The following is a 15,956-nucleotide window of genomic DNA, read 5'->3' on the forward strand; positions in this document are numbered from 1 at the left end:
CGCCCGACCCCAGCCCCAGCCTCCGCCACTACGCTGTGAACCTCGATTGTCGACAAGCGCGGAGGACTGGGTTGTCCACCACTCCAGGTGCGATCGAGCCACCCAGGGGAGATTTCGGAAACAGCACCGCTACCCAGCGGAAACAATCCGGATTCAGGTCCCTGGATCGACTGTTGGACAGCTCACCCCGGCAGCGCCGGCTGATCATCGCCGCCGCGCCGGCTGTGGTTTACCTCGCAATTCGGCTGATCGGCCTGCTGGTGCTCGCCTGGCTGTCCGCGGCCAACGACGAGGCCCTCCTCGACAACCTGCGCGCGTGGGACGGGCAGTGGTACCTCGAGATCGCCCAGCACGGTTACGGCGGCGTCGACCCGAGCATGGTCGACGGGTTCGGCAACCGCTATCCGGAGACGCCGCTGGCGTTCTTCCCCGGCTACCCGCTGCTGATCATGGCGTTCGCGCTGATCCCGGGGGTCACCGCGACCGGCGGCGCGATCATCGCGAGCCTGGCCTGCGGGGTCGCCGCGGCCTACGGGCTGGCGCGGCTGGGACGGCGGCTCGGCGGGTCCGACGGGGTCGGGCTGCTGCTGGTGGTCCTGTTCGCGGCGGCGCCGATGTCGGTGGTGCTGTCGATGGCCTACTCGGAGGCGCTGTTCTGCGCCTTGGCGATCTGGGCGCTGATCGGCGTCATCGAGCGGAACTGGCTGCTGGCGGGGCTGTGCTGCGCCGCGTCCGGCCTGGTGCGGCCGACCGCCGCCGCGCTGGTCGGCGTGGTCGGGCTCGCCGCGCTGATCGCGATCGTGCAGCGCAAGGACACCTGGCGGCCGTGGCTGGCGTTGCTGCTCGCGCCGAGCGGGATGCTGCTCTACATCGGCTGGGTCGGCGTGCAGACCAGCAGCTTGACCGGGTACTTCGCGCTCCAGCAGCGCGGCTGGTCGTCGCACTTCGACGGCGGGGTCGTCACCGCGAAATTCGTCCTCGAATCGCTGACCACGGACAAGTCGGTCTTCGAGACGTTCACGACGTGGATCGTGCTGACCGCCGTGGTGCTGCTGGTGCTGCTCCTGCGCAGCCGGGTGCCGTGGCCGCTGCTGCTGTTCGCCGCCGCGGTGCTGGTGCTGGACCTGGGTTCGGACGGCTTGATGTACTCCAAGGTCCGCCTGATGCTGCCGGCGTTCCCGCTGCTCATCCCGGTCGCGATCGGCCTCTCGCGGCGCCGGATGAGCACGGCGGTGACGACCGCGGTCCTGATCGTCTTCTTCGGCTCCTGGTTCGGCGCCTACTCCCTCACCGCCTGGCAGTACGCGATCTGACAGCGGTGGACAGCAGGGGCCGGGAACGCGAGACTCGCGGGCGACAACCCCGGGAGGTGGCCGTGACCGCTGAGGAGTACGCGCTGGAGGTTCCGGCGAGCAAGCCCGCGGAGACTTCCGTGCCGGTGCACCCGCTGCTGGCCGAGCGCTGGAGCCCGCGCGCGCTGGATCCGTCGACGGCGTTGACCGACGAGCAGTTCACCGCGCTGTTCGAGGCGGCCCGGTGGGCTCCGTCGTGGGGCAACACCCAGCCCGCGCGCTACATCGCGGCGCGTCGCGGCGAGCCGACCTTCGACCGGATCCACGGCACGCTGTCGCGCGGGAACAAGGGCTGGACCAGCAACGCCGCCGCGTTGGCGATCGGCGTGGCCCGGGTGGTCGACGAGGACGGCGAGCCGATGCCCTACGGCGAGTACGGCCTGGCCCTGGCCACCGAGAACCTGGTGCTGCAGGCCGTGGCCGAGGGGCTCTACGGGCACCAGATGGCCGGGTTCGACCGGGACGCGGCGCGCGCCGAGTTCGGCATCCCGGCCGAGTTCGAGCCGATCGTCGCGGTCGCGGTCGGCGCCCTCGGAACGCTGGAGGGCATGCCCGAGCGGCTCCAGGAGAAGGAGCTCCGCCAGCGCATCCGCAAGCCGCTGGACGAGCTGGTCTTCACCGACACCTGGGGCCAGCCGCTGTTCTGACTCAGCCGGCGGCGAGGGGTGTCGAAGTTGAGCAACGAAAATGGTTCCGGCGCAAGCTTTCTCGGCCTGGGCGAGATGGGCGCAGCGGTCGTCGACGCGGTCTGGAGCATCAAGGATCCGAGCTGATCAGAGCACCTCCGTTCGTGAGCGAGAACGCTCACGAACGGATGGGCGGCCAGGGCCTCGCCGGTTATGGTGTCGGGCCATGAGGGCTGATGCGGTGCGAGGACACCTCGACGGGCTGCTGCTCGCAGTGCTCGAATCCGGCCCGCTGCACGGCTACGCGATCATCACCGCTGTTCAGCGGCGCAGCGGCGGCGCGCTGGCCACGCGCACGGGCACGATCTACCCGGCGCTGAACCGGCTGGAACGGCTCGGGATGCTGCGCAGCAGCTGGCAGTCCATCGGCGAGCGGCGTCGACGCTGCTACGAGCTCACCGACTCCGGGCGCCGCGGCCTGGGAACCAAGCGGAGCGCGTGGTTCACCGGTGCGATCGGCTCGGTGCTCAACCCCGGGCGTGCGATATGAGCGACCGCGTGGAGCAGTACGTGGCGGAGCTGTCGGCGGCGCTGCGCGGCCCGGCGCGGGTCAAGTCGCGGATGGTCGACGAGATCCGCGATGGGCTCGCCGACACCATCGACGCGCAGACCAGCTGCGGCGTCCCGCACGAGCAGGCCGTCGACCGGGCGCTGCGCGAGTTCGGCACGGTCGACGAGATCGCGCCGAGCTGCCAGCAGGAGCTGACGATCGCCCAGACCCGCCAGACCTCGACGAACCTGGTCATCGTCGTCGGATTCCTGATCACCGCAGGCCACCTGACCTGGACCACCGAGGACTGGGAACTCCCGACGACGGCGCAGCTCATGCTCGCCGTCGCGACGACGGCGGCAGCGCTGGCAGTGGGCGCCCTCGCCGCCACCGGTGTCCTGACCCGCTGGGTCCCCGTGCCGGAGGGCCTGCCGATGCTCGTGAGCTGGGCGTGCGGCACGGCCAGCGTGGCGATGCCGTTCGCCGCGGTGGTGCTGGCGCTGACGGCGCCGCTGCACATCGCGTGGCCGTTGATCGCGGTGTCCTACGTGATCGCGATCGGCTCGCACGTGGTGCTGGCGCTGTCGGCCCGCGCCTGCCGCGAATGCGTCCGCCGCACCGAACTCGAAACCTCCAGCTAGGGCGACCCTCCCCCTGCCGGAGACGAGGACACGACCTGTCCTGCTCAGCTGGCATGGTCGTGCTGTTCGGTTCCTCGAATCCGAAGGGATCACCGTTGAAATCTCGCGGGGAGATCGCAGCATGACCGTTCTCGACGCCCGCGCGCTCAACCGTGCGACGCTCGCCCGGCAGATGCTGCTCGACCGCTCCGACGCGCCGGTGCTCGATGCCGTCGCGCACCTCTGCGGCCTGCAGGCGCAGGAACCGCAGGAACCGTTCGTCGGGCTCTGGTCCCGGCTGCGCGGGTTCGACCCGGCGGTGCTCTCGGACCTGCTGGTCGAGCGGCACGTGGTCCGGACCCACCTGATGCGCCGGACCGTCCACCTCGTCACCGCCGACGACGATGCCGGAGCTCGCGCGGGCACTGGCCGACCGCTGGCCGGAACCCGGGACACGGGCGCTGGGAGAAGTGCTGGTCGCCGCCCTCATCCCGATGGTGCAGCTGCCACCGCGCGGGCTCTGGCGGCAGAAAGGAGCAGCGCGCAACCTCCCGGTCGCCTCCTGGCTCGGACGCGAGGTCGACCCGCTGCCCGAGAACGGCTCCGATCCGGTCGGCGAGGCCCTGGTGCGGCGCTACCTCGCCGCGTTCGGTCCCGCGACATCGGCCGACCTGCGCGCTTGGTGCGGTCTGGCCGGGCTGCCGGGCGCGGTGTCCGCGATCCGCGAGGAGCTGATCTCCTTCCGCGACGAGCGGGGCCGAGAACTGCTGGACCTCCCCGACGCACCGCGCCCCGATCCCAACACGCCCGCACCGGTCCGGTTCCTCCCGGCCTTCGACAACGCGATCCTCGGCTACCAGGACCGCAGCCGGATCATCGATGACGACCACCGCGGCCTGTCGGTCGCCGGCGAACGCGTCGTCCTGGTCGACGGGCGGGTCGCAGCGACCTGGAACGTCGTGGACGGAACCGTGAACGTCACCCCGCTGCACCGCTTTTCCCGAACCGACCGCACCGAAGTCGCCGAGCAGGGGCGGGAACTCGCGGCCTTCCTCTCCGACGGCGAGAACACCCGCGTCCGGATCGCCGCATCACCTCGCTGACCGGATTGGTGCTCCGCCGTCCGGCGCTGGGGACCACAGTTTCAATTGAAACTGCAAACCTCAGCCACGGCGAATCGCAGTTTCATTTGTACCTGGGGTTCTGTACCAGGTGGGGGGGTGGGCGTGCGGTGCGCAGGGAGGGAGGCGCACCGACCGGCCTGCTCGGGCCTGGTGCCGGGTCGGGGGTTTCCGGCTTCGGCCCGAGGGTCAGAGGCGTTGGAGGGCTTGGAGAATCCGGCGTTGCACTTCCTGCGATGGGCCGGGGTCCGCGGGTGGTTCCGGGGCTGGCGGGTCTGGTTCGCGGAGGCGGTGTCGACCGGTTCGTTCGCGTTGTCGTTGCTCCGCTTCGACTTCTGCGACCAGTTGCCAGACGGTGAGCGCGCCATCGCCGGTTCCTGCGTGTTGCGGGCGGTACGAGCACCAGGTCGCGACGACGGCGATCACGACCGTCGCGGGGACGGCAGCGAGATAAGGGAGAGCTGTGAGCATTCGACTGTTCCTTCCAGGGGAGCTTTTTCCTTCAGCAGCAAGGCGAGTTCGTCGAGCACCGCTGCGGTGCCGGTGAGATCTCCGGCGTCGAGACGGCCACCGCCGACGTCGTGCGCCAAGTCGTCGAGCAGCCACTGAGCACGGCGCAACAGCACGGCCAGCGAGGCGGTGTCGACGCTCATCCCTCGGCCATTCGGTGAGCTGTGAGGTTGCAGTCGCGGCAGGTGGACCACAGCCATCCGACCTCGGAGTTGTCCGCCGACAGCTGCTTCCGGCACAGCGTCGACACCTCCATACCGGTCGGATACCCACCACCCGGCCGGGAATCCAGACTCGCGTGCCGCTCACCCTCCGCAGGAACCCAGTGGAACGGATACATCGGCAAACCCGCCTTCCAGATCGTCTCCGTTGATTCCGGGATCAATGGAATCACCGAAGATATGGGGCTTCTACTCCCGAATCGGGTGATGTTGAAGTGCGAAAATGAAAGGTAATCTACGTTGCATGGCTGGAAACACTCGAACTCCCAAGGCTCGCGCCCTCGGCGCAGCACTTCGCGCTGCCCGCGAGGACCAAGGCCTCGGCTTGCGGCAACTGGCGAAGCAGATCGAGTGCCCACCCGGAACGCTCTCCCGATGGGAAACCGGTGACAGATGCCCAAAACCCGCTGACATAGCCAGGGTTCTGACGACACTCGGCGTGACCGGCGAGAAGTACGAGGAAATCCTCGCCATGACCGAGGGCGCGAACGACCCGCACTGGCTCGCGGTCAGCCTCCCCGAACAGCGCCAGCAGCTCAGCGCCTTGCTCGAATTCGAGAGGACAGCACGGACAATCACACACGCTGCGCCGTTGCTCATCCCCGGATTGCTGCAGAGCACGGCTTACGTTCGAGCGATCATGACAGCTGGTGGCGTGCCTCCAGAAGAAGTGGAAACGCGCATTGCGGTGAGAGTCGGCCGACGCGAAGCCATCACACGCAATGACAAGCCGGTCCAGCTCAAAGCTGCAATCGGCGAAGCAGCTCTTCGACAGGTCGTCGGTGGCCGAGACGCTATGACCGACCAGCTCGGTCACCTGCTCGATCTCTCGGAACTGGACAACATCGAGGTTCGCGTCGTTCCGTTCGAAAGCGGTTGGCACCCAGCGCTGGAAGGCCTTTTCGTACTGATCGAGTCGGATGAGGCACCGCCCGCAGTCCACCTCGAAAACCGCAGGTCTGGACTGTTTCTACACGAGCCCGCAGACATCGACATTTACCGGGAAGCTGCCGAGACAGTGTTCAAAGCGGCATTGGATGCGGCACAGTCGAAGCAGCACATCGCCAAGGTCCGCAAGGAGACGGAGGCAGCACGATGACTTCAGTGAGCGGATGGCGGAAATCGAGCTACAGCCAGAACACGGACTCCTGCGTCGAAGTCGGACGCACGGAATCCTGGCGAAAGCCCAGCTACAGCCAGCCGAACGGCAACTGCGTTGAGGTTGGGGCGTTATCCGGCGGCGCCGCTGTGCGGGACACGAAGGATCGGGACGGCGGGTACTTCGTCACGACTCCCGCCCAGTGGGCCGACTTCGTCGGCGCCGTCAAAGCTGGTCGCTTCACGCGCTGACCTGCGGTTTCGTCTCGTGAGTGTTTTGGGGCGTCATAGCACCCCAAAACACTCACGAGACGGAGGCAGCCGCGACGGAGCCCGATCAGGCGGACTCTGCGACTGAGTCGCGCCGGCGGCGGTTCGGCTTGGACAGGGTGGTCAGCATCTTGTCGATGATGTCGGCGCCCTTGTTCTCCAGGATCGAGTCGATCTGCAGCATCCGCGCTACCAGGGGTTTGCAGAACGGGACCTTCGCCAGCATCGACGTCAGCTTGCGGATCCGGATCTCCAGCCGGCTGTCCGCGACGAACAGTTTGCGCTGCTCAGCGGCCTTGTCCAGGTAGAAGTCGATGTAGGGGCGCAGCGAGCGCTCCCACTCCGCCAGGGCGGTTTCGACGTCGTCGTGCTGTTCCAGCGCAGTGCCCAGCAGATCCGCGCCCATCAGGCCAGAAGACGCGCCCATGCCGGTGTAGAGCGTGACGCACCAAGCGGAATCGCCGACGAGCACGACCCGGCCGCGGTGCCAGGAGTCCATGCGGACCTGCTCCACCGAGTCGAACACCGCCTGATCGCTGGCCTCGAACTCGGCGATAGCACTGGTCAGGGACTCGCCCAGCGGTTCCGGCCCGAAGGCGGCGCGAAGGCGTTCCGCCGGTGGCCGGCTGAACTCCGCGTCCACGTCGTCGGTCTTGTACGTCAGCAGCGTCGTGGGGTTGTGGTCGGAGAACGCGAAGATCCACATGGATCTGCCGGGTTCGAGCATGGTGGCGCTCTGGCCTTCGACGAGACCCGGTGGCGTGTTCTGGCACTCGAACGCGGCGATCATGTATCCGAGCCGCTGCAGGTAGTCCTCGTGCGGCCCGAAGACCAGCGACCGGACCGTCGACCTCACGCCGTCCGCGCCGACGACCAGGTCGAACCGCTCCGTCGTCTCCGCGCCCGACGTCGTGTCGAGCAGCGTCACGTCGACGCCGTCGGCGTCCTGCTCGATCGCCGTCGGCACCGTCGAGAACCGGATCTCGACGTCGTCCGGCAGCGCAGCGTGAGCCGCCTGCTCGACGTCGCCGCGCAGCATCAGCCAGGGATCGCCCAGCAGATCCGAGAACGACGCGCTCGCGCTCGCGCCGCCGCGCCGATCGATGTCCAGGTTGTCCTTCGACCCGGCGCGGTCGTGCATGTGCTCGAGGATCCCCAACCTCTTGGCAGCCTCGTGACCAGCGCCGAACAACACGATGAAGTACCCGCCGGACCGCCGCTGCGCCGCTCGTTCGACGATCACCGGCGTCCAACCGGCCGCGCGTAATCGCGCCGCGGTGGCGGTACCGCTCACTCCCATTCCGACTACGAGCACTCGGCCCGCGCTTCCCTCTCCCATGCCCGGAAGCTAACGGATCGATCACGTCGATCGAAAGGGAAACTGATCAACTTATCACTCCCCCACCGGGTGATTCGCGGCATACCCCCTCAACCCGTTGTGCCTGGTCAGCGAGGTACCGCCGTTCGGGGGCACTGGTCGTATGCCGAGCCGCATCGCGGTACGCCGCAACGGATTCCGCGTGCCGACCGAGCATTTCGAGCAGGTGCGCGCGCGTGGCCATGAGGCGGTGGTGGCGGGCCATGCGCTTGTCCCGGGCCAGTGCTTCCAGTAGTCCGAGCGCAGCTTCCGGGCCGTGGACCTCGGCGACCGCGACCGCTCGGTTGAGCGCGACCACCGGGTTCGGCCCGAACTGCGCCAAGATGTCGTACAGGGCGAGGACCTGCGGCCAGTCCGTGCTTTTCGCGTCCGGCGCTTCGTCGTGCACTGCCGCGATCGCGGCTTGCAGCTGGTACGGGCCGACCTCGCCGCGCGGCAGGGTGCGGCTGATCAGCTCGATGCCCTCCGCGATCAACGCGCTGTCCCACCTGGTCCTGTCCTGTTCCGCCAGCGGGATCAGCTCGCCGTGCGGTCCGGTGCGCGCCGGACGACGTGCGTCGGTGAGCAGCATCAGAGCGAGCAGACCTGCGGTTTCGGCGTCGTCGGGCACCAAGCGGTGCAGCATCTGGGCGAGGCGGATCGCTTCGGTGGACAGTTCCGGTGCGGTCAGATCGGATCCGCCCGTGGTCGTGTACCCCTCGTTGAAGATCAGGTACAGCACGTGCCGCACCTCGGCGAGCCGCCCGTCGCGCGCTTCCTCCGGCATCGCAAGGCTTTCGCCCCGGATGCTCTGCTTGGCGCGGCTGATGCGCTGCGCCATCGTCGCTTCCGGCACCAGGAACGCGGCGGCGATCTGCGCCGTGGTGAGGCCGCCGAACGCGCGCAAGGTCAGCGCGATCTTGCTCGGTGCGGACAGGACCGGGTGGCAGCAGTGGAAGAGCAGCTCCAGCGAGTCGTCCTGAGCTTCTGCGGTGCTGAGCAGCTCGGACTGCGGAGTGGTCAAGTCCTCGCGGCGTCGTCGTGCCGCATCGCTGCGGATCTGGTCGACGAGCTTGCGCGACGCGACGGTGACCAGCCACGCGCGCGGGTTGTCCGGCACGCCCTCCGGCCATTGCAACGCCGCTGCGAGCAGCGCCTCCTGCACGGCGTCCTCGCACGAGTCGAAGACGCCGTAGCGGCGGACGAGGGCGGTGAGGACCTGCGGCGCCAGCTCGCGCAGCAGGTCCTCGACGCTCCTCACATGTCTCCCGCTTCGTGCAGGATCGGCCACAGCTCGACCGGTTCCTGATCGGCGAAGGGCATGTCCGCGGCGATCTGCTGCGCGCGCTCGAGGTTCTCGCAGTCGAGCAGGTAGAAGCTGGCGAGGTACTCCTTGGTCTCCAGGTACGGGCCGTCGGTGACCGCCGGAGCACCGTCCTTGCGGCGGATGAGCTGGGCGTTCGCCGCGTCCGCCAGGCCGTAGGCGCCGATCAGCTCGCCGGTCTCGCGGTACTTGGTGTTGAAGGCATCCTGCTTGGCGATCGCCTCGGGCCACTGCTCCGCCGGGAAGGAGTCCCACTTGGCCTGGTTGCCGTAGATCATCGCGACGTACTTCATCGGGTGTCCTCCCGTCCCGCACGCCCGCTCGGCGCGCTCCCGACCATCAGTCGGAGCACGAGGCCGCACCTCTACATCTCACCACATCTTTCTTCGAGAAGGCGCTGACCAGCGACGACGGATCAGTGGCAGCAGTCGAGGACCTGCGGCGTCCAGTCGCGGGCGAGGACGTCGACCAGCCCCAGGTCGGTGATCTTCACGCTCGGCGAGACCGCCAGCGTCAGCGTAGACACGCTCATGAACGGGTTCGCGTGCCGCCACCCCCACGCCTCGAGCGCTTCGCGCACTCGGCGGCTGCCCGCCACGGCCTCCGCCGCTGGCTCCGCCGACATGACGCCTCCGACGGCCAGCGGCAGTCGCGCGACCACGCCTCCGGCGTGCGCGACCGCCACTCCGCCGTCCTCGGCCAGCACCGCTTCCGCGGTGGCTCGCATCGCTCGCCGGGTCGTCCCCAAGGTGACGAAGTTGTGGCTGTCGTGGGCATAAGTCGTGGTCAGGGCACCGTCGGCGAGGTCCATGCCGATCACCGGGACGCACGCGGTGTTCGGCCGGCCGTGGCGGTTGCGGACCCAGAGGAGCGCGACTTCGCCCTCCCAGTGGACTTCGCCGTCGACGACCTCGAGCTCGACCTCGGCAGCCCGGGTGTAGGTGTCGACCGGGTTGACCTGCAGGGCGCGGAACTTGTGGGTGCCGTCGGGGAGGTCGAGGTGCCAGCGGAACTCGTCCGCGGCGATGTCGGTGATCTGCACCGAACCGGCGAAGGGGTGCTCGACGTCGGGCTCGGGGTAGGTCGCGGCGCCGTCGCGGGCCACCACGGTGCCGCCGGCGATGACCGTGTGGACCGCGAAGTCCTGGAGCTCTCGGTCGAGGAGCAGCAGGTCGGCGCGCTTGGACGGGGCGACCACGCCCCGGTCGTACTTGCGCAGGCGCTGCGCGGGGTTCCAGGTCAGGGCCCGCAGGGCGTCCAGCGGCGCGAGACCGGCTTCGACGGCCTTCCGCCCGATGTGGTCGAGGTGGCCCTTCTCCGCGATGTGGTCGGCGGCGAGGTCGTCGGTGACCAGGCACAGCGGCGGCAGTTGCGGCAACGCCGTCAACGCGCCGACGACCTCCGGGAGCAGGCACTTCTCCTGCAACATCACCGTCATGCCGAGCCGGGCCTTCTCCACCGCGACCTCGGGGCTGTTCTTGGTGTGGTCGGAGTCGATGCCGGTGGCCAGGTAGTCGCTGAGCTCCTCGCCGGAGAGGTTCGGGCAATGCCCGTCGAGGATCGTCCCGCGCTCCCGGGCGACCCGCACGATGTCGTGCATCCGCTGGTCACCGGCCACGACAGCCCGGTAGTCCATCACCTCGGCGAGCGCGGAAACCCCGTCCCAGCCGAGGAGTTCGTCCACGTCCTCGGGGTCGAGGTGCGCGCCGGAGTACTCCATCCCGGCCAGCGCGGGAACGCACGACGGCACACCCCACAGCTGCGTCTGCGGACTCCGAGCGCCCTGCTCGATCATCCACCGCATCGCGGCCTTGCCCGCGACGTTGACGATTTCGTGCGGATCCGCGAGCACCGTCGTCGTCCCGCGCGGCAACGTCAACCAGGCGAAGGCGGCCGGTGTGGTGAACGAGCTCTCGACGTGCATGTGCGCATCGATGAACCCGGGCACGACCAGCCGGCCCGCCGCATCGATCACCTCGCCGGCCTCCGGCCCGGCCCCCGGCGGCACCACACCGCTGATCACCTCGCCGGTGATCAGCACATCGGCCTCGAACACCTCCCCGGTGAACGTCGAAACCACGCGCCCACCGGAAATCCGCAGGTCAGCCATGCCTCTCCCTTTCCGGTCAGTGGGCGTTGGTGAAGAAGAAGAGCAGCAGGAACGGCAGCAGGATCCACATGCCCAGGTGGACGTCCCGCCACCGGCCCGCGACCACCTTGATCAGGACGTAGGCGGTGAGGGCGGCGGCGATGCCGTTGCCGAAGTTGCCCCAGAAGATCGTGCACGTCACCAGCAGCGCCGCCGGGACCGCCTCGGTCAGGTCGCTGAGGTCGACCCGCTGGAAGCCGCGCATCATGCTCAGCCCGACCACGATCAGCACCGGGGCCGTCGCCGCGGACGGGATCATCGTCGCGAACGGCGTCAGCAGCAGGAGCAGGAGGAACAGCCCGGCCGTGGTCAGCGAGGTCAGGCCGGTGCGACCGCCCGCGTCGGAACCGGCCGCGGACTCGGCGTAGGTCGTGACCGACGGGGCGCCGACGAGCGAGCCGCCGGTGATCGCCACCGAGTCGACCAGGAACGTCCGGTTGATGTTCCGGTCGCTGTTCCGGGTCAGCCCGATCCGCTCGGTCACCGCCAGCACCACGCCCGTCGCGGAGAACAGCTCCGAGGCGAAGAACGCGAACAGGTACTGCAGGTACTCGGGTCGCAGCGCGCCCCAGACGTCGATGTCGAAGGCCACCGGGCCGAGGCCGGCCGGGGCCTGGAACCAGTGGTCGGGCAGCTCGGTGACGCCCAGCGGGATGCCGATGATGGTGAGCGCCACGATGCCGATCACGAACGCGCCGGGCACCTTCCGCGCCTGCAGCGCGGCGACCAGCACGATCCCGCCCAGCGCGAGCAGCACCTCGGCCGAACCGAGATCGCCGATGTCCAGGCCCTTCGCGGTCGGCTCGAGCATGCCGGAGAGCTTGAACCCGACGTAGACGATGAACAGGCCGATCGCGGTGCCGATGGCCAGCCGGATGTTGTCCGGGATCACCTTGGCGAGCAGTCCGCGCAGGCCCAGCACCGACAGCACCAGGATCGCGATGCCCGACCAGAAGACCATGCCCATGGCCACCGGGTACGGCACGTGCTGCTGCTGGATGAGCGTGGCGGCGACCAGCGCGGTGCCGCCGAGGCCCGGCGCGAGCATGAACGGCATGTTGGCGAAGAAGCCGACCGCGGCCGTGGCCAGCACGATCGTCAGGATCGTGCCGGTGGTCGCCGCCTCGTGCGGCACCCCGGCCTTGGCGAGCATCCCGGGGATGACCACGACCGCGTAGGCCGAGGCGAAGAACATGCTCAACCCGGCGAGCAGTTCGGTGCGCACCGAACTGCCCCGCTCGGCCAAGCCGAACCAGCGGTCCAGCTTCGCCCGCTTCACATCGACCATCGGTCGCGACTCCCCTGGTGAACGTTGCAAGCGTTTGCATTGCAAGCGATTGCAGGGAGGTTAAGCAGCGCGGTATGAAGGTGTCAAACAACGCGAGGGAGGACTCGATGGCGCGGCTGGCCGACGTGGCCCGCAAGGCCGGGGTGTCGGTGGCGACCGCGTCGCGTGCGCTGGTGCGGCCGGAGATGGTCGCCGAGCGCACCCGGCAGCGGGTCCGCGACGCCGCGATCGAGCTCGGCTTCCGCTACCACCCGTCGGCGCAAGCCCTCGCGACCGGCCGCAGCCGCCTGCTGGCGCTGCTGGTGCCGGACCTGACCAACCCCTTCTACGCCCCGATCATCGCCGGTGCGCAGCGCGCCGCCGAAGAAGCCGGCAACGACCTGCTGGTCGTGGTAACCGACGAATCGCCCGAGCGCGAACGGCTGCTGATCGACCGGATGCGCGACCGGGTGGACGGTTTCCTGGCGATCGCCCCGCGCGGCGCGAGTTCGCTGTTCACCTCGCTGGACGTGCCGCTGGTGCTGGTCGACCGGCGGGTGCGCGGCGTGCCGTCGGTGCTCCTCGACACCCCTGGCGGGCTCGACGAACTGGGCGCGCACCTGGCCGAGCTCGGCCACCGGCGGATCGCCTACCTCGGCGGACCGCGCGGATCGTGGGCCGACCCGCGCCGCTTGGAGGGATTGCAGCGCGGGTTCGGGCACGAGGTCGTCGCTTTCGGACCGCTGCCACCGACTTTCGAAGCCGGCAACGACATCGTCGACACATTGTTGAACAGCGAATGCACCGCTGCCGTGGCCTACAACAGTGCGCTGTTCCTCGGCCTGCTGTACCGCTTGGCGCAGTTGGGCATCCAGGTGCCGGAGTCGTTGAGCGTGTGCTGCGCGGACAACATCGCCGGTCTCGGCCTGGCCGTCCCGGAAGCGACCGCGCTGCACGTGCCCTCCGAAGAGGCCGGTTCGTCAGCGGTCGACATGCTGCTCAGCGCGGTCGACGGACGCTCACCGGAACCGCGCCATCGCTCGGTTCCGGTGAACCTCGTCATCGGCAAGACCACCGCAGCGCCGCGTTGATCATCCGATCGCGAAGTGTGAATTCACTCGAAATTCGGGATTCAGCCGCCTCCCTCGTTACATTACGTGCGGAAATGCGGTAAGAATTCACGCGTGTGGACCAGCACCAGATCAACAGCCGAAGCGCTCGACCATGCCGATGTGCTCGCCGATCTGCGCGTCCGCTACGACCTGCCACCCGGCCTGATCCGCCTCGACGGTGACAGCGGCGGACCGGCGCGCACCACTACCGACCGGCTACGCCGCTTCGTCATGCACCGGCGCGGACCGCACACCGGTCGCCCGCGCGGTGAATCCGACTGGCGCCGCGAAGCCCGGCTCGCCGCGATCGCGCTCGCCCCGCTGATCGGCGCCGCGCCGAAGGAGATCACGGTCGGCGAATCGACGTCGATCAACCTGTTCAAAGCCCTGCTCGCGGCCGCACGACTGCGCCCGGGCCGGTCGATCCTCGCCATGGGACGGGACTGCTTCGCCGCGGACCGATTCCTCGCCCAGTCCGCCGCCGACTACATCGGTGGCCGCCTGCACCTGTTCGACGACATTTCCGAGCTCGCCGCCCTGCCGGGCGACGAAGTGGCCGTGGTGGTGCTGTCGCACACCGACCTGCGGACCGGCGCAGTGCGCGATTCCGCTGCTATCACCTCCGAAATCCACCGCCACGGCGCGCTGGCGCTGTGGGACCTGAGCTACTCGACCGGTGCGCTGAACGTGGACCTGCGCGGCTGGCGCGCAGACTTCGCCATCGGCTGCGGGCACCGCTACCTGGGCGGCGGGGCCGGAGCACCCGCCTACTCCTTCGTCGCCGACCGGCACAACGACGCCTTCCCGGTGTGCACCCGCGCTGGCGTGCAGCACCCGCTGGCCGACGGCTTCACCGGTACGGCATCGACGCTGTCGGTCTCCGAACTCCGCACCGGGCTGTCGATCCTGACCGGCATCCCGGCGGAAGCGCTGGCCGCCAAGACGGCCGGCCTGGTCCAGCTGTTCCTGGACCGCCTGGACGACTTCTGCGCGGACACCAAGATCGACATCGTTCGGTCGACCTCGCCCACCGGCTCGCAGCTGGTCCTCCGCCACCAGCACGCCGAGCACATCGCGGACGCCCTCTTCGACCGCGACGTCGTCGTGGAGCACGCGGAACCGGACCTCCTCCGCCTGAGCTTCGCCCCGGCCTGGCTCCGCTACGTCGACGTCTGGGAAGCCGCCGAACAACTCCACGCAACCCTCCACGAAGTCTCCTGACAGCTCGGGATTTCGGCAAGGGCGATACCACTCGGCCGAGTTAGGTCAAGTGGCCGAAACCTGTTGGCCCGCAGGACGATCCGCGCTGGCCTGTTGACCGATCCGCACCGCTGATCCTCCCGGCATGCTCGAAAGCAGACATCCGCTGGAGAGGAGCAAGTCATGGGTGCGATGGGCCTTGTGCCGCAAGTACGAGTTCGGGCAGCACGCTGGAAATCCGGGGAGTTCTCCGGGATTCGGCGAATCAGGTTCGGCACTGGAGACTGGGTGCATGACTGTGCATCCGCGCGTGGCGGAAGTCGTTGCCGACTACCTGGACCTGGTCGACGCCGAAGCGGGCGGGCCCGTGACCGGCCTGTACTTGGAGGGGTCGGTGGCGATCGGGGACTTCCGGCCGCACGCGAGCGACGTGGACTTCGTCGCGGTGGGCGAAGACCCACCGGACGCTGTGGCTCTCGCTGCACTGGAACGCGTTCACGCCCGGCTCGGGGAACGCCGCCCTGGACTGCACTTCGACGGTGCTTACCTGACGTGGCAGGACCTGGCCAGCGGTCCGGACGCCGCTGTCGGCAGGCCGAGCATCGAAGAAGGACGGTTTCGCGCGACGAGCGATCGGCTGAGCCCGGTCACGTGGCACACCCTCGCGCGGTACGGAGTCGTCTGCCGCGGTCCGGCAGTCGCTGACCTCGACATTTGGGCGGACGACGAGGTGCTGGCCGCTTGGCAGGACGCGAACCTCGACGAGTACTGGGGACGACTGCTGGCCCGGACCGCTGGACTCGTCGACTCGCCCGGCCCGTTCTCGCGGACCGACGACGCCACGGCCTGGACGGTCACCGGAGTTCCACGGCTGCACTACACGCTGACCACGGGCGACATCACGTCCAAGGACGGCGCGGGTCGCCATGCGCTGCGGGTGTTCCCCGAGCGGTGGCACCGCGTGGTGCGTGAGGGGCTGCGCATCCTCCGCGCGGAGGACGACCAGTCGCTGTACGGGGATCCCGGGGAGCGCTGGCAGGACGTGCTCGCGTTCGGCGAGATGGTCATCGCCGATGCACACCGGTGCTACGCGGAGCGGCACCGAAGCTGACGGCAATGCCGGTAGACGGAGGGAGGAAGATCAGGTCGACCAACTCGACCGTCCGAATTGGACTTGTG

The 15,956-nt window shown here is 68.9% G+C and carries 16 protein-coding genes and 1 pseudogene; 10 read left to right on the forward strand and 7 right to left on the reverse strand.

Annotated features, from left to right (window positions below; genetic code table 11):
• Positions 1 to 173: 173 nt before the first annotated feature.
• The 5 genes and pseudogenes from OU415_RS05600 (at position 174) to OU415_RS05620 (ending at position 4,251) form a co-directional block, all read left to right on the forward strand.
• Complete coding sequence (locus OU415_RS05600; RefSeq protein ID WP_270947471.1) at positions 174 to 1,313, forward strand: glycosyltransferase family protein; 1,140 nt, start codon at positions 174 to 176, stop codon at positions 1,311 to 1,313.
• Between the two features lie 62 nt (positions 1,314 to 1,375).
• Positions 1,376 to 1,999: a nitroreductase family protein gene (locus OU415_RS05605; protein WP_270947472.1), complete on the forward strand. Its 624-nt coding sequence runs from the start codon at positions 1,376 to 1,378 to the stop codon at positions 1,997 to 1,999.
• Between the two features lie 205 nt (positions 2,000 to 2,204).
• A complete protein-coding gene (locus OU415_RS05610) occupies positions 2,205 to 2,528 on the forward strand; it encodes a PadR family transcriptional regulator (RefSeq protein WP_270947473.1) in 324 nt (107 codons plus the stop codon).
• The gene (locus tag OU415_RS05615; RefSeq protein ID WP_270947474.1) at positions 2,525 to 3,169 is read left to right on the forward strand and encodes a permease prefix domain 1-containing protein; all 645 of its coding nucleotides are present in this window, start codon (positions 2,525 to 2,527) and stop codon (positions 3,167 to 3,169) included. Before OU415_RS05610 ends, OU415_RS05615 begins: the two co-directional genes overlap by 4 nt.
• A gap of 121 nt (positions 3,170 to 3,290) precedes the next feature.
• Positions 3,291 to 4,251: pseudogene (locus OU415_RS05620) on the forward strand (winged helix DNA-binding domain-containing protein).
• A gap of 440 nt (positions 4,252 to 4,691) precedes the next feature.
• On the opposite strand, the gene OU415_RS05625 reads toward OU415_RS05620, so the two are convergent.
• Positions 4,692 to 4,922 carry a hypothetical protein gene (locus OU415_RS05625; RefSeq protein ID WP_270947475.1) on the reverse strand — a complete coding sequence of 77 codons (231 nt, stop codon included), beginning with the start codon at positions 4,920 to 4,922 and terminating at the stop codon, positions 4,692 to 4,694.
• A complete protein-coding gene (locus OU415_RS05630) occupies positions 4,919 to 5,119 on the reverse strand; it encodes a zinc finger protein (RefSeq protein ID WP_270947476.1) in 201 nt (66 codons plus the stop codon). Before OU415_RS05630 ends, OU415_RS05625 begins: the two co-directional genes overlap by 4 nt.
• A gap of 125 nt (positions 5,120 to 5,244) precedes the next feature.
• Between OU415_RS05630 and OU415_RS05635 the strand changes: the two genes are divergently transcribed.
• Both OU415_RS05635 and OU415_RS05640 read left to right on the forward strand, forming a co-directional pair.
• Complete coding sequence (locus OU415_RS05635; RefSeq protein ID WP_270947477.1) at positions 5,245 to 6,099, forward strand: helix-turn-helix domain-containing protein; 855 nt, start codon at positions 5,245 to 5,247, stop codon at positions 6,097 to 6,099.
• A complete protein-coding gene (locus tag OU415_RS05640) occupies positions 6,096 to 6,350 on the forward strand; it encodes a DUF397 domain-containing protein (RefSeq protein WP_270947479.1) in 255 nt (84 codons plus the stop codon). Before OU415_RS05635 ends, OU415_RS05640 begins: the two co-directional genes overlap by 4 nt.
• 85 nt (positions 6,351 to 6,435) lie before the next feature.
• On the opposite strand, the gene OU415_RS05645 is transcribed toward OU415_RS05640, so the two are convergent.
• The 5 genes from OU415_RS05645 to OU415_RS05665 all read right to left on the reverse strand — a co-directional run bounded on the left by OU415_RS05645 (position 6,436) and on the right by OU415_RS05665 (position 12,486).
• Entirely contained in the window at positions 6,436 to 7,707 is a 1,272-nt protein-coding gene (locus tag OU415_RS05645; RefSeq protein WP_270947480.1) for an FAD-dependent monooxygenase, read from the reverse strand.
• Positions 7,708 to 7,753: 46 nt separating this feature from the next.
• A complete protein-coding gene (locus tag OU415_RS05650) occupies positions 7,754 to 8,986 on the reverse strand; it encodes an RNA polymerase sigma factor (protein ID WP_270947481.1) in 1,233 nt (410 codons plus the stop codon).
• Positions 8,983 to 9,342 carry a YciI family protein gene (locus OU415_RS05655; protein ID WP_270947482.1) on the reverse strand — a complete coding sequence of 120 codons (360 nt, stop codon included), beginning with the start codon at positions 9,340 to 9,342 and terminating at the stop codon, positions 8,983 to 8,985. Before OU415_RS05655 ends, OU415_RS05650 begins: the two co-directional genes overlap by 4 nt.
• Positions 9,343 to 9,464: 122 nt before the next feature.
• Positions 9,465 to 11,159, reverse strand: a complete 1,695-nt coding sequence (locus OU415_RS05660) for an adenine deaminase (protein WP_270947483.1) — start codon at positions 11,157 to 11,159, stop codon at positions 9,465 to 9,467.
• 16 nt (positions 11,160 to 11,175) lie between these two features.
• Complete coding sequence (locus tag OU415_RS05665) at positions 11,176 to 12,486, reverse strand: NCS2 family permease (RefSeq protein ID WP_270947484.1); 1,311 nt, start codon at positions 12,484 to 12,486, stop codon at positions 11,176 to 11,178.
• Between the two features lie 107 nt (positions 12,487 to 12,593).
• Here OU415_RS05665 and OU415_RS05670 point away from each other — a divergent pair, with 107 nt between their 5' ends.
• The 3 genes from OU415_RS05670 to OU415_RS05680 all read left to right on the forward strand — a co-directional run bounded on the left by OU415_RS05670 (position 12,594) and on the right by OU415_RS05680 (position 15,888).
• Positions 12,594 to 13,556 (forward strand): LacI family DNA-binding transcriptional regulator, encoded by a 963-nt coding sequence (locus OU415_RS05670; protein ID WP_270947485.1) that lies wholly within the window; start codon positions 12,594 to 12,596, stop codon positions 13,554 to 13,556.
• Between the two features lie 93 nt (positions 13,557 to 13,649).
• Complete coding sequence (locus OU415_RS05675) at positions 13,650 to 14,798, forward strand: aminotransferase class V-fold PLP-dependent enzyme (RefSeq protein WP_270947486.1); 1,149 nt, start codon at positions 13,650 to 13,652, stop codon at positions 14,796 to 14,798.
• Positions 14,799 to 15,069: 271 nt separating this feature from the next.
• Positions 15,070 to 15,888 carry a nucleotidyltransferase domain-containing protein gene (locus OU415_RS05680; RefSeq protein WP_270947487.1) on the forward strand — a complete coding sequence of 273 codons (819 nt, stop codon included), beginning with the start codon at positions 15,070 to 15,072 and terminating at the stop codon, positions 15,886 to 15,888.
• Positions 15,889 to 15,956: the final 68 nt, after the last annotated feature.

The organism is Saccharopolyspora oryzae (genome assembly GCF_027853915.1).
Classification (GTDB): domain Bacteria; phylum Actinomycetota; class Actinomycetes; order Mycobacteriales; family Pseudonocardiaceae; genus Saccharopolyspora; species Saccharopolyspora oryzae.

Coding starts and splice junctions, on each gene's coding strand:
- OU415_RS05630 (WP_270947476.1), bottom strand. CDS start 5,119: ATGTATCCGTTCCACTGGGTTCCTGCGGAGGGTGAGCGGCACGCGAGT.
- OU415_RS05640 (WP_270947479.1), top strand. CDS start 6,096: ATGACTTCAGTGAGCGGATGGCGGAAATCGAGCTACAGCCAGAACACG.
- OU415_RS05635 (WP_270947477.1), top strand. CDS start 5,245: ATGGCTGGAAACACTCGAACTCCCAAGGCTCGCGCCCTCGGCGCAGCA.
- OU415_RS05615 (WP_270947474.1), top strand. CDS start 2,525: ATGAGCGACCGCGTGGAGCAGTACGTGGCGGAGCTGTCGGCGGCGCTG.
- OU415_RS05655 (WP_270947482.1), bottom strand. CDS start 9,342: ATGAAGTACGTCGCGATGATCTACGGCAACCAGGCCAAGTGGGACTCC.
- OU415_RS05610 (WP_270947473.1), top strand. CDS start 2,205: ATGAGGGCTGATGCGGTGCGAGGACACCTCGACGGGCTGCTGCTCGCA.
- OU415_RS05680 (WP_270947487.1), top strand. CDS start 15,070: ATGACTGTGCATCCGCGCGTGGCGGAAGTCGTTGCCGACTACCTGGAC.
- OU415_RS05670 (WP_270947485.1), top strand. CDS start 12,594: ATGGCGCGGCTGGCCGACGTGGCCCGCAAGGCCGGGGTGTCGGTGGCG.
- OU415_RS05625 (WP_270947475.1), bottom strand. CDS start 4,922: ATGAGCGTCGACACCGCCTCGCTGGCCGTGCTGTTGCGCCGTGCTCAG.
- OU415_RS05665 (WP_270947484.1), bottom strand. CDS start 12,486: ATGGTCGATGTGAAGCGGGCGAAGCTGGACCGCTGGTTCGGCTTGGCC.
- OU415_RS05660 (WP_270947483.1), bottom strand. CDS start 11,159: ATGGCTGACCTGCGGATTTCCGGTGGGCGCGTGGTTTCGACGTTCACC.
- OU415_RS05645 (WP_270947480.1), bottom strand. CDS start 7,707: ATGGGAGAGGGAAGCGCGGGCCGAGTGCTCGTAGTCGGAATGGGAGTG.